Here is a 12123-nt window from a genome sequence, read left to right on the forward strand (position 1 = left end):
TAGAGTGGATGAACTAGAGTCAATTTTTTAAAGCTTTATTTATAATAAATATTAAGAATATTAATCTGGCGTTCCCGAGATGATTCGAACATCCGACCTATCGCTTAGGAGGCAATCGCTCTATCCTGCTGAGCTACGGGAACATTTTTAATATATTAAATAAAAAGTTTAAAAATTTAAATATTACTTTAACAAGAAAATTAATAGATAAGATAGTTAGATAGATAGATCTTTAATTTCTACTCTTATGCCTGAAGCATTATATATTGATTGAAAAATAGCTTCTGAATCATCAGTTCTTAAGTTTAAGATTAAATTTCTATCACCAGTTTTCTTATAAAGTTTACCTATAATACCTTTCTGTGAGCTGTTATCTAATAGCATCACTGGATGTCCCACTAATATTTCCAAGTCACACCATAAGCTTTTAATCACGGCTTTTGCATCATCATTATCTATATGATTTAATACATGACCTAAATTAACTTCTTGTATAGAGTTAACATTATCAGCCTTATAACTTTTATTAATAAGCTCTACTAATGTTTTAGTTATATTATCATCTTTAAGTACACAGTATTTTCTAGACATATTATTAACTCCTTTTTACACAGTTATTAAAACAGTATGTAGAGGCTACACTTGAGTTCATCATTTGTTTATTCCTCCCATACACATAAAACTATTTAGTTTAAAAAATTTGTCATACAAAATACCTTCCATGGAAGATATGAAAGTAATTTTATATGTAAAAATCAAAAATAAACATCTTGAAAATTTGTCTAAATAGCGCTCCTCGTTGTAAACATTGAGAATAAATTTGAATTTATTTTTTTATCCACAAGAAATAGATGTCTAAATTTATAATTAATTAATAATTTTATTAAAATTAAATTATTTTTTATATATTTTTACTTAAACAAGACTTACATTCGACATAAATATTTAAACTATAATCTACTAAGTTTATATAAATTAGCTCAGATATATTAAATCTTGTGATGTATAAAAATAACACCTAATATATATTTTTCCCTTCTCTACTACTAGCTCCTCATCTTTTTTGTCAGGTATATAAAAAGCTTCAATATTAGAGAGGTTTAATTGCTTGGTTTCTTTAATTTCTTCATAATTTTTCAAAATTTCTTCAAGGCACTCCTCTATAATAAATTTTCTCATTTCATTAAAAGTTTCAATTTCCAATTCTTTATATAAATTTCTTTCTTGAACTTCTTTATAATTCCATTCAAATTTTTGATTAGTTCTAGACTCACGCTCTTCTTCAATTTTATAATTAATTCTTGGCTCACGCATTAGAGAATGTTCTTCTTCAATTTTCTTAGGATATGTTAGAGATTCCTTTTTAATTGCCAGTTCAGAGATAGACCTATAAAACCTTCTTGCTTCAACTTCTTTTTCTATCTCCAACATATCTTCGTAATCTAGTGTTATTAAAGTTAGCAGATCTTCAACAAAAGCATTCAACTCTTTACAAAATAAAAAAAATCTTTTATTTTTATCATTTTCCTTTATTAACTTGTCAGCATAATAATCAAACTTCATATTTCCAGATAAAAATCTTTTAAGTAATCCTATAGAATTATCAAAACTATTAGATTGTTGAAGCAGTTTATATAAATTTCCATAATGCTCTTCTGTCGAAGGACGAAATATACCTGATTTAAAATTTTCTCCTAGAAATATCTCGTTGATTTTATCTAAGATCTTTTTAGTAAGTAGTTGATCTATTTTAATCTTTATTGTGTTACTATTTTTTTTCTTTTTTTGTGCTATTAATCTTTCTAGCCTATCTTTCTCTTCAGCTTCTTTGAGCTTCTCTAAATCTAATTGTTTAGCCTTATTCTCTTCATTAACTCTTGCCCTAATCTCTATAATCTTCTTTTCGCGGGCAAGAGCTTCGTTCTGTGCATCTATTCCTCTTTTAATAGCGCAAATCTCTTTAACTTGTTCTCTTAAAAGACTGAAGTGGGGACTTAATTCACGATTTACTGCTTTGCTTAATATCTCCGTTATCGTTTTAGTAAGTTTTTTCTGAAGAGGATATTTTCTCAAAGCCCTAAACGCCCTTGATTTAAGCTTAGAATCAGTCTTAATAAGTTGTTCAAAAACCTTTTCTGTATCTGTCTTATAAGAAGGGTCACGATGTTTATTTAAAATATCAGCTTTCTTAGCGCAAATCGCTTCCATATTTTTTAAATCTTTCGTGAAAAAGGGATCATCTTCTAATAATTTTTCTGAAACAATATATTTCCAGGATGAACATGCTTTTTGAAGCTCCGGATCATCTCTTAAAGTTGTTGTAACAAAATCTTCAAGGTATAAATATACTTTTTCAAATGTCGAAACATCAAGGCTAATTTTAGAATTAATAATTATAGACATTACAAAATAATTAACGACGCTAAATTCTTTTACTAAAAAAACTTGAGGATCATCTTTAATCGAATCCCACATTCGTAAATCCTCATTAAAATCACGAACAATGTTTGGATGGTACCTACCTTCCCTAAATATATATAGGTATATATCTTGTAACGAATATTTTTTTTGTAATAAGTATGCTAGATATTTTAAAATACTATTATCTAATTCACGATTTCTAAATCTTCCGGAGTTAAAAAAGACCTCTAAATGAGTAGGCCTTTGTAATAAATAACCCGCACAGAATAAATCTTCACCAAAGACAATACTCGGATGTCCAGTTCTAAAAGCTGGGCCCCGACTATTAGGATCAAATCCAAAGAGCCCTTTTAAATTGTCTTCAGTATAAAGACCAAGTTCAATAAAAGTTTTCTCAAATTGATCATTTACCTGATTTTTTATACCCACATTTAAAGAAAATGTCTCTGTCAGAACAAAGATCCTATATTCGCCATCATCTAATGGATAAAATTTAAATCCATCTTCATTGTTAGTTCTTTGAAATGCTGGGTTGACATTTTTATCTGGGGCATCTTGCACTATATCTCCAGTTCTTATTCTAGCCTGCTGATAAAAATTCTTAAAAATATATTCCTCTATATTGTTCATTAGCTTTTTTCATATATTTGTGGCTTAATATAACTCTAGCAACTTAAAATAGAGTTTTAAATACTTTATTTGTAGGTATGCTCGCAAAAAAGAGAGTATAAAAAATTTATTTCTAATCATGGCTAATATATCTCTGTTTATTGAATTCAGCGATAGAGAGTGGATATAGATATTCCTAAATGTTCTGCACTGTGGGTGAAACTCCCTAAAGTAATAATTGTTTGGCAGACTCAATTTTCTTTTATCATTTTTCTTGGTATACCGCCTCTTTGGCAACCTCATTGTTTTAATATATTAATTTGGGAATCTAGACTTTGGTATTTTATTGAAACTGAAACATATCCTACTAACATAAAAATATTCTTTATTAAAATTTATAAAAATGCAGCATTTTTATATTTAGTTTCAAGGGCTATTAGTCTCTTTGCAAATAGACCTTTATCTAAAAAAACTGTATTATCAACTTGCCAACTAGGTGAGTTAAAGATAAATATAGAAATAGCTAAATTTATAGCTGAACTTATGGCAACACACATAAGAAGTAAGGAGTTTAAAAATAGGTTAATAAGAGAGGCAGAAGAACACTATATGAAAAATATAAATGTATCATCTGGAAATATATCTCAATATCAAAATAATTTAGATAAATTTAGTAAGCATGTTAAAGGATATAATAATTATAGAGAAAAATATATGTCAAAATTAGGGTTTGATATCCCAAATATTTTGTATATTAATGACACTGATATATCACCAATCTTATGTCATCTAACCTACGCAGATAGTCGTAAAATTCGTAGTAACATGCAACCAGACAGTTATATAGCAAATAAATAAATTAAAATTACGCTTATTCATTTTTTAGCTTCTGTTTATTTGATACTTTGTTCATATTTAAAACAAAAAGGCTCATCAAACACACAAAAATTAAATATAAATTAACATGATCGTTAGATTTATATAATATCTTCATGAGTTATTCTAAGATTATTTAAAATTTGATTTATATTTTCTTGTAAATTAACAATAACATTAGGTAATAAAATTGGTTTATCTATAGTTATTCTTCTTATTAATTCTTGGTAATCTGCAAAGTGATGACCTTGTATTTGTGATAGGCTTATCCCTTGTTTAACTTCATAGAAATTTGTTATATAGTTTTTTGCTGACATGCTATAGTTTCTTTCAAAATCGAATTTATGGATATAGTTTGATAAAACTCTAGAAATGTCTCTCATAGCATTAGACTTTTTTCGGTAGTGTTCAGACTTTACAACGTCAGCAGAATTTAGTTTTCTATTTAAATAAATTAAGGGATTATATTTAATATCATAATATTCAGAAGTATACTGCTTATCGTATAAAGTATAATCAGAGTGATTATCTGTACTTAGGCCTGTGTTTAAGATTTGTTTATATATAGGCCATATTATTACATCATCAGAATTACAATTATAAAAAATAACATCTCTCCTGAATATTCCTCTGGAAGAATAATTATATTTTGCTTTTAATCTTTCCAATGCATTAATATCCCTTTGGGTATTAGGATTAGAGTAGTTAAGATGCTTATTTTTTTTATAGTTCTTTAAATATGGGCACATTATAGCCTCTTCAATTAAGAAGAAAGGACTTTTCTGTATATCTCTATTTTTTATAAATCTTTTTATTTCTGATACTATATTAAATTCAGGATCAGAAGTTCGCCTTTCATTTATAAAATAATTCCCTGAACCTAATAAACCTGTTGCTTTAACAACTACATTATAGTTGGATTGTTTAATAAAATTTTCTAACTGATGATACTCTGGGATTGGAGTTTTTAGAAAATCTTCTGTTTTATAGATTAGAAAATGCGGCAAATATTTTTTTGTATTTACATCACTTAATATAATACGCTGATTAACTTTGTTTTCTTCCAAAGTTATAGGTAAATCTAACACACTCCTTTTCAGATTACTCCTAATAAATGTTTTAAATGGTTCAAGTTTGAACAGCATATCTTCTTCTTTATCAGGCTGATACATATCTAATTTGAAGTGATTTGATAAAGTATGTTGTACTTCATATACATACAATCTAAATTCACTATCCTTAGGGTGTGTACATGTATAGTCAATAGTATACGATATCCAAACATCGTTCATTAATTTCAACCTTTAACTGCTTTAATTTTTATTTGATATTTAGACCTAATTCTTTAAGTAATCTATTCTCAAAAAGTAGTCTTATTTCTTTTTTTTTTTGAAATATTTAAAATTTCACATAGATTATCTTCGCAATAATCATTTCGAGCTAATTTCGATTGAATGGTCTTAATATCCGTATACAAAATTTAGCTATTTCTATATTTATCTTTAACTCACCTAGTTGGCAAGTTGGTAATACAGTTTTTTTAGATAAAGGTCTATTTGCAAAGAGACTAATAGCCCTTGAAACTAAATATAAAAATGCTAGCATTTTTATAAATTTTAATAAAGAATATTTTTATGTTAGTAGGATATGTTTCAGTTTCAATAAAATACCAAAGTCTAGATTCCCAAATTAATATATTAAAACAATGAGGTTGCCAAAGAGGCGGTATACCAAGAAAAATGATAAAAGAAAATTGAGTCTGCCAAACAATTATTACTTTAGGGAGTTTCACCCACAGTGCAGAACATTTAGGAATATCTATATCCACTCTCTATCGCTGACTCCAGCATCTGATATACATTAATTATGTTTAAAAATAGATTATATTTATACTCTCATTTCTTGTGAACATTCAAGGTTTCATATTCTCAAGCACTTACAATTAGCGGTCATTTTTCATAGTAAGGCAAGATTTACATTCGACATAAATATTTAAACTATGATCAACCATTTTAGCTCCCATAGCTTTTACTATTTGATTCTGTATCTTCTCAAGCTCTTCATCATAAAACTCTTGTATTACATTACATTTAACACAGATCACATGATCATGATGGTCGCCTTGATTTAGCTCATACATAACTTGATCATTATTAAATTTTAAGCGATTAATTAGTCCAGCTGACTCAAACTGGCTTAGAATTCTGTATACAGTTGCTATCCCAATACTACTACCATCTAACTTTAACCTAGTGTATACATCATCAGGGCTTAAATGCTTATCTTTATTTTCTTCAAATAGTTGTAATATCTCTATGCGTGGCTGTGTGATTTTAAAACCAAATTCTTTAAGGTTTGTATTTTTCTGATCTTCCATAACTATCAATTATCCATAATTTTTATTTTATTACTAAAAGCTTAATGCTTAATCTCACAAGTACTACAGCCTGTTAAATTAGCAACAAATCTAATCTTAGTTGAAAGATATCTCATAATATAAATAACGATAGCCAAAGCTATCAATGCTATAACAATATAAGCTACTGACCTCATTGGGGTATTTAGTATATTACCTGTTTGATACACTATTAGAGCTGAAACATAAGCCATAGTTGAACTCCAAACTATAGACAATATCGCCCAGCCACGAGTAGACTCTCTGACCATCGCACCAATCACTGAAATGCATGGTATATATAATAAAACAAATAGCATATATGCAAAAGCCGAAACACCAGTACTAAACTTACTAACCATATTACCCATAGCAGATGAGTCCATGCTAGCATCAGCCTCATTAGAAGTTATTGGATTAAAATCCATATTATGTAAATTTTCCCATGTGCTACTCATCGCATTCTTAAAGTTTTCTACAATACTATAGCTTTCCGGTATTCCTGTACTGTCATCTTGGGTATAAAGAGTATTTAGAGTCCCAACAACAACTTCTTTTGCTAGAACTCCCGTAATCAACCCTACTGTAGCCTGCCAGTTATCCTGCTCAATACCGATAGGAGAAAACACAGGTGTGATTTCTTTACCCGCATAACTAAGAATAGACTCATCTTTAGTTATATTAATACTGTTCATACTACCTATAATAACTGCTATAGGAACAATTATCTTACCTGCTTTAAGTAGGAATGACTTTAGACGATTCCAACTGTACAACATAATATTGCTAAAGCGTGGCAAGTGATATTTAGGAATATCTAATACAAACGGAGTTGCCTCTCTTCTTAAGAATGTAAACTTGATTACATATCCAGTTAAAATAGCACCTAAAATACCAATTATATAAAGTAGGAATATGACCGAAGCTCCATTACTTGGGAAGAATGCCGTAGCGAATACAGAGAATATTGCCAATCTCGCTCCACATGACATAAATGGAGACATCATGATTGTCATTAAGCGGTCTTCCCTCGTTTCTAAGGTTCTAGCTGCCATCACAGAAGCTACATTACAACCAAAGCCAACTATCATAGGAACAAAAGCCTTACCTGATAAACCTATTGATTGCATAAAACGATCGATTACGAAAGCAGCTCTTGCCATATAACCCGAATCTTCAAGGATGGATAAAAATATGAATAAAAACCCTATCTGTGGAATAAATGCCAATACCGTATTAATACCTGTTCCAAAACCTTGAGAAAGTATCATTACTAGCTGATGAGGGAAGCCAAGCATATTTGTATAATAAGCAACCCCATCAATAAATACTGATGCTGTAAAATCATCAAATACAGGCTGAACAGCTGATCCAAATGTTATAGAGAAAAAGAACATTAGATACATCATCATTAAAAATATAGGTACCCCTAAAAAGCGATTCATACAAACAGCATCCAATATATGAGTTACACTTTTCTTAGATTCTGACACTGTATATTTAACAGCTTCTTTAAGAATTTCATCTACCACATGGTAACGAACCTCTGGTATTTTATGCCCCGAATGATTTAATAGCGAAGCATTTTTCTCCATTAATTCTTCAATATTTATATCTTTAGTATCTTGCTCTAACTGTAAAGTGCGACCCTCATAAACCTCAGCTGCCAACCATAGATTTGCTACGGAAGATTTACGAATTTCTTTCAACTGCTCTTGTATTTGTAAAACTTCATTCGGATAGAAATTAGCTATATTATATGAAGGCTCTTTTTGCGCAGAGGCTAAAGACTGCTTTAATTCTTTTATCCCAATTCCTTTGGCTGCTATTACAGGAAATACATTGATACCAAGCACTTTTGAAAGCTTGTCAAAGTCTATTATTACCCCACTACTATTAGCAACATCTATCATATTAACTGCTAAAACCATTGGGACATTAAGCTCTAAAAGCTGAATAGTTAGATACATGCTTCTTTCAAGGTTTGAAGCATCTAAAACATTAATTATTGCGTCAGGCTTTTCCTGTATTACATAATTATAAGCAATTTGCTCATCTATCGAACTATTATCTGAAGCTGAAAGGCTATATATTCCAGGGATATCAACAATTTCAATAGTCTCTCCATCGACATTAAAAGTACCAGTTTTCTTATCAACTGTAACACCTGACCAGTTACCAACTTTTTGATTAAGCCCTGTGAGAACATTAAAAATAGTTGTTTTACCACAGTTTGGATTACCTACTAATGCATATCTCATTAATTTATCTCCTCTAGCTCTAGTAAGTTTAATTCTTTGATGCGTATAGAAATATCTGCATTTCTTACACTAACTTGGCAAGGCCCTCCAAAAAGAGCTTTACGTTTTATCTCTAACACCTTGCCAGGCAATAAACCTAGAGAAAGGAGTTTGTTCTTATAAGAAATGGGGCACTCTTCACGGTAGCCTTTTATTTTATACTTAGTATTTGATTTATAAACAGACATTCTGTAAATGATAACCATTATCAATTTCATTTGAGGAAATTATAATATCTTCTCACTTTTTTACAAGAGATATTTATTAATACGTACCATATAAAACCCAATAAAAGCTTTATTTATCTAAAAGATTAATATTAAATCCTTATTAAATTTTGATATCATAATATAAAAAAATATTCACACTATATAAATCAACTTATATAATTATCTTAGAATAGTGTAAAAATTAACAATACCTATAGGAGAATGCTTATGAACTGCCCTTTCAAAAATTCTGAAAATTGTAATAAAAAAATAAGCTTATGTATTCTTTGTGGAATTTTAGCTATAGCTGGTATAGCTGTAGCTCTTAAGCTTGTAACCATTATTTTATGCATATTCCCTGGAAATATAGCTGAAAATACTGCCCTAGTAGTAACTGCTTCTATTATTGTTTTAGTTGCTACTCGTAGACATTTTAAAAAGTCTTGTTGTAACAATTGTGACTGCAATGATTCTGGATGCTGTAACCCAAAAGAGTCAGAAGAAGTTAAGTAACTAAATCCTAAAGGGATAGTAAATCAACGATTAAAATAATCAACATTCTTGTAAGGCCCGTGTTTTTAACTTATACTTACTAAAACTACATTTATAATTAAACTTATTTTATAATCTGATATCAGACCTAAATATTTAAACAGTTTATTCACATATCCTTGTTCATTATTAAAGCAGATCGCTAAGCTTAAAATAAATATAAATTATTTATATATTAATAAACTTAAAGGAAATATAATATGAGACAAGGAAAAATAAAATTTTTTAATGCTGAGAGAGGATTTGGCTTTATAGAACCTCAAGATGGTGGCAAAGAGATATTTGTTCATATCAATAATGTAGAAGGTTCTGGATCAACTCTACAAGAAGGTGAAAAAGTAACATTTGATACTGAAGAGAATAGAGGAAGAAAATCAGCTATTAAAGTTAAGGTTATAAGTTAATTTTGAATACTTTTTTAAAGCCAAAATATTGGCCCGTTTGGTTTATCGTAGGTTTTGGTAGATTATATACTCGTTTACCTTATAAAACCCAAATGAAAACAGCTGTAGTTATAGGCAAAATGCTTAAGCCTTTTTTGAAAAGGCGAAGAGATATAACCATAATTAATCTAAGAATTGCATTTCCAGAAAAGAATGAGAAGGAACTAAAAGAGCTTGTTTCTAAATCTTTTGACTCAGCTTATATGGCTGCTGCTGAAACTTTAATAGCTTGGTTTATGCCTGCAAAAGAATTTAATAAAATTAAGTTTGAGATCGAAAATAAAGAGGTCTTTGATAGAATTCACAATGATCCCGACAAAGCATTATTATTTCTAGGTTTTCATTTTCACTGCTTAGAAATAGCTGGAAGATATGTGGGGAGTCAATATAAGCCTTTCACATTAGTTTATCAGAAGCATAATAATGAGTTAATGGAACAGGTTGTTACTTCAAGCAGGAAAAAGAATATTACAGAATGTTATGAAAGGACAAATTTACTTCCAATTATAAGAAGCCTAAAGAAGAAAATTACTTTATGGTATGCTCCGGATCAAGATTTTGAAGGCTTACATTCTACTTTTGTTCCCTTTTTTGACAAGGCATGTTCAACACTAGTAGTAACACCATGGTTAGTAAAAAATACTGATGCTGTAGTCGTCCCAATTTATTATACAAGAAATGAAGACTTATCAGGGTATAAAATTATTGTTTCTGATCCTATAGAAAACTTCCCTACTGATGAGGTAGAAGGAGCTAGATATACTAATGAAATTTTAGAAGGCTTTATTAGAAAAAATCCTGAACAATATCTATGGCAACATAGAAGATATAAAACTAGACCAGAAGGTGAAGAGTTTATATATTAGTTCTTTAGAGTTAGATTAAGATTTACTTTTTCATAGTTTTTTTAGTAAAAATCAAACTTTGTTTAATTGCAGCTGCCGTTAATTTTTCTTTATAATCTTTTTCGGCTTTTAAAGTGTCATCTAAACTTAATTCTAATAAAGTTTTCATAACTATTATTTCATCATATTCTATAAACATATCTCTTTGCGTATGATATAAATAGATTCTTGATGGATTTTTAGGAATAATTCTTTTGTCGTATACAACTATAACATCACCATATGAGCTATGTTGCATACCATACCAACTATTTTGTTTTTTAAAATTACGCATATATAACTCCATATTTTTTTATATAACTAATTTTCGATATACTCATCCGCCCATACCTTAAATTCTTTAAGCTTATTTAGCCCAAAAGAATTGCTTATTGGAACATCTGCAGCATCTCTACCTTTTGCAAGAGGTATTCTTCCTATTCGTCTTTTATTATTTCTGGGATCAAAAATATACCAACCACCATCAAGATATACTTCAATCCATGCGGCAAAATCCATAATTCCATGAGGTTTAGGCTCACCTATGTCACTTAAATAGCCAGTACAATAGCGTGCTGGAATATTTAAAGCTCGACAAAAAGCTATAGCAAGATGAGCATAATCACGACAAACACCAATTTTTTCATTGTATGCATCCCATGCTGTCCTTGTTGCACAAGCCTCATAATAGTCAAACTTAATTTGCTTATTTACAAAGTCACATATGCCTTGAACGCACTCCCAACCGGCTGGTAATTTCCCAAACAGATCCCATGCCAAATCATAAAATAAATCTGTTTCACAATATCTACTTCCTAACAAATAAATCAATATTTCATCTGGTAACTCTTCTACAGGAACCTGACCAGCTGAAACATTCTCTAGATCAGAAATTCCAGAATCATTAACTATCAAATTTGAGAAAATTTTAGTCTCTCCTTCTGGAAGGACTAGTCTGCTTAATTTATTCCCGTAATTATCGATATAATTAGTTATTTGAGATATTGCTGGTATCGTTATCAAACAATCTGGAGTTTCTAGGTTAGGATAAGGGTGTAAGGCTAAAATCATTGGAGTTGTTTTAGCGCAATCATAAACGATTTCGTAACCAATTTGTATTTTCATGTAATTTTTTACCATTTAAATAATTTAAACAAAGTATTTCTAGAAACATTTTAAAGACTTATAGATCCAACTTTGTTAAAGATAAATACTAAACGATAAGAAGATAAAAAGAATCTTGTATAATTGATTATGCTCTTTATATAGAAAATAAGCAATAAATGGACTTTAAAGATTATAGAAATAAAACATAAGATATATCTTTGGTTTTATGAAGCAATATAAAATCATGTGAAAAATAAAGTTAGATTAGCTACATAAATAGGAATAATTTTAGTCTAAGCCTTATAAATAAATCTTATAAAAATTTAT

At 29.4% G+C, this 12123-nt stretch carries 12 protein-coding genes and 1 tRNA gene; 4 read left to right on the forward strand and 9 right to left on the reverse strand.

All coding sequences use genetic code 11. The features are described 5' to 3' along the window. Nucleotides 1-66 precede the first annotated feature (66 nt). The 3 genes from KX01_RS01570 to KX01_RS01580 form a co-directional block, all read right to left on the reverse strand. Nucleotides 67-143: transfer RNA gene (locus KX01_RS01570), tRNA-Arg, on the reverse strand. Between the two features lie 73 nt (nucleotides 144-216). Next, nucleotides 217-591, reverse strand: coding sequence for a hypothetical protein (locus KX01_RS01575; RefSeq protein ID WP_071663327.1), 375 nt, complete (start codon nucleotides 589-591; stop codon nucleotides 217-219). 384 nt (nucleotides 592-975) lie between these two features. Next, on the reverse strand, nucleotides 976-3051 hold the full coding sequence (locus tag KX01_RS01580) for a hypothetical protein (protein ID WP_071663328.1): 2076 nt from the start codon (nucleotides 3049-3051) through the stop codon (nucleotides 976-978). Nucleotides 3052-3210: 159 nt separating this feature from the next. Between KX01_RS01580 and KX01_RS01585 the strand changes: the two genes are divergently transcribed. Next, the gene (locus KX01_RS01585) at nucleotides 3211-3888 is read left to right on the forward strand and encodes a hypothetical protein (RefSeq protein ID WP_071663329.1); all 678 of its coding nucleotides are present in this window, start codon (nucleotides 3211-3213) and stop codon (nucleotides 3886-3888) included. A 119-nt stretch (nucleotides 3889-4007) separates the two neighbouring features. Here KX01_RS01585 and KX01_RS01590 read toward each other — a convergent pair whose 3' ends face one another. The 4 genes from KX01_RS01590 to KX01_RS01610 all read right to left on the reverse strand — a co-directional run bounded on the left by KX01_RS01590 (nucleotide 4008) and on the right by KX01_RS01610 (nucleotide 8789). Next, nucleotides 4008-5198, reverse strand: a complete 1191-nt coding sequence (locus KX01_RS01590) for a hypothetical protein (protein ID WP_071663330.1) — start codon at nucleotides 5196-5198, stop codon at nucleotides 4008-4010. 650 nt (nucleotides 5199-5848) lie between these two features. Further along, nucleotides 5849-6283 (reverse strand): Fur family transcriptional regulator, encoded by a 435-nt coding sequence (locus KX01_RS01600; protein WP_071663332.1) that lies wholly within the window; start codon nucleotides 6281-6283, stop codon nucleotides 5849-5851. Between the two features lie 41 nt (nucleotides 6284-6324). Beyond that, a complete protein-coding gene (gene feoB / locus KX01_RS01605; RefSeq protein ID WP_071663333.1) occupies nucleotides 6325-8562 on the reverse strand; it encodes a Fe(2+) transporter permease subunit FeoB in 2238 nt (745 codons plus the stop codon). Beyond that, on the reverse strand, nucleotides 8562-8789 hold the full coding sequence (locus KX01_RS01610; protein WP_071663334.1) for a FeoA family protein: 228 nt from the start codon (nucleotides 8787-8789) through the stop codon (nucleotides 8562-8564). The genes feoB and KX01_RS01610 overlap by 1 nt, the downstream gene beginning before the upstream one ends. 249 nt (nucleotides 8790-9038) lie before the next feature. On the opposite strand from KX01_RS01610, the gene KX01_RS01615 reads away from it, so the two are divergent. The 3 genes from KX01_RS01615 to KX01_RS01625 all read left to right on the forward strand — a co-directional run bounded on the left by KX01_RS01615 (nucleotide 9039) and on the right by KX01_RS01625 (nucleotide 10671). Next, complete coding sequence (locus KX01_RS01615) at nucleotides 9039-9323, forward strand: hypothetical protein (RefSeq protein ID WP_071663335.1); 285 nt, start codon at nucleotides 9039-9041, stop codon at nucleotides 9321-9323. A 239-nt stretch (nucleotides 9324-9562) separates the two neighbouring features. Next, on the forward strand, nucleotides 9563-9766 hold the full coding sequence (locus KX01_RS01620; RefSeq protein ID WP_071663336.1) for a cold-shock protein: 204 nt from the start codon (nucleotides 9563-9565) through the stop codon (nucleotides 9764-9766). After that, entirely contained in the window at nucleotides 9766-10671 is a 906-nt protein-coding gene (locus KX01_RS01625) for an LpxL/LpxP family acyltransferase (protein WP_071663337.1), read from the forward strand. Before KX01_RS01620 ends, KX01_RS01625 begins: the two co-directional genes overlap by 1 nt. 22 nt (nucleotides 10672-10693) lie before the next feature. Here KX01_RS01625 and KX01_RS01630 read toward each other — a convergent pair whose 3' ends face one another. Together KX01_RS01630 and KX01_RS01635 are read right to left on the reverse strand one after the other, a co-directional pair. Continuing rightward, on the reverse strand, nucleotides 10694-10984 hold the full coding sequence (locus KX01_RS01630) for a hypothetical protein (RefSeq protein WP_071663338.1): 291 nt from the start codon (nucleotides 10982-10984) through the stop codon (nucleotides 10694-10696). Nucleotides 10985-11010: 26 nt separating this feature from the next. Continuing rightward, nucleotides 11011-11814 carry a transglutaminase-like domain-containing protein gene (locus tag KX01_RS01635; RefSeq protein WP_071663339.1) on the reverse strand — a complete coding sequence of 268 codons (804 nt, stop codon included), beginning with the start codon at nucleotides 11812-11814 and terminating at the stop codon, nucleotides 11011-11013. Nucleotides 11815-12123: the final 309 nt, after the last annotated feature.

Origin of the sequence: Francisella frigiditurris, assembly GCF_001880225.1 — a bacterium.
Taxonomy (GTDB): domain Bacteria; phylum Pseudomonadota; class Gammaproteobacteria; order Francisellales; family Francisellaceae; genus Francisella; species Francisella frigiditurris.

Coding starts and splice junctions, on each gene's coding strand:
- KX01_RS01575 (WP_071663327.1), bottom strand. CDS start 591: ATGTCTAGAAAATACTGTGTACTTAAAGATGATAATATAACTAAAACA.
- KX01_RS01580 (WP_071663328.1), bottom strand. CDS start 3,051: ATGAACAATATAGAGGAATATATTTTTAAGAATTTTTATCAGCAGGCT.
- KX01_RS01590 (WP_071663330.1), bottom strand. CDS start 5,198: ATGAACGATGTTTGGATATCGTATACTATTGACTATACATGTACACAC.
- KX01_RS01600 (WP_071663332.1), bottom strand. CDS start 6,283: ATGGAAGATCAGAAAAATACAAACCTTAAAGAATTTGGTTTTAAAATC.
- feoB (WP_071663333.1), bottom strand. CDS start 8,562: ATGAGATATGCATTAGTAGGTAATCCAAACTGTGGTAAAACAACTATT.
- KX01_RS01610 (WP_071663334.1), bottom strand. CDS start 8,789: ATGTCTGTTTATAAATCAAATACTAAGTATAAAATAAAAGGCTACCGT.
- KX01_RS01615 (WP_071663335.1), top strand. CDS start 9,039: ATGAACTGCCCTTTCAAAAATTCTGAAAATTGTAATAAAAAAATAAGC.
- KX01_RS01620 (WP_071663336.1), top strand. CDS start 9,563: ATGAGACAAGGAAAAATAAAATTTTTTAATGCTGAGAGAGGATTTGGC.
- KX01_RS01630 (WP_071663338.1), bottom strand. CDS start 10,984: ATGCGTAATTTTAAAAAACAAAATAGTTGGTATGGTATGCAACATAGC.
- KX01_RS01635 (WP_071663339.1), bottom strand. CDS start 11,814: ATGAAAATACAAATTGGTTACGAAATCGTTTATGATTGCGCTAAAACA.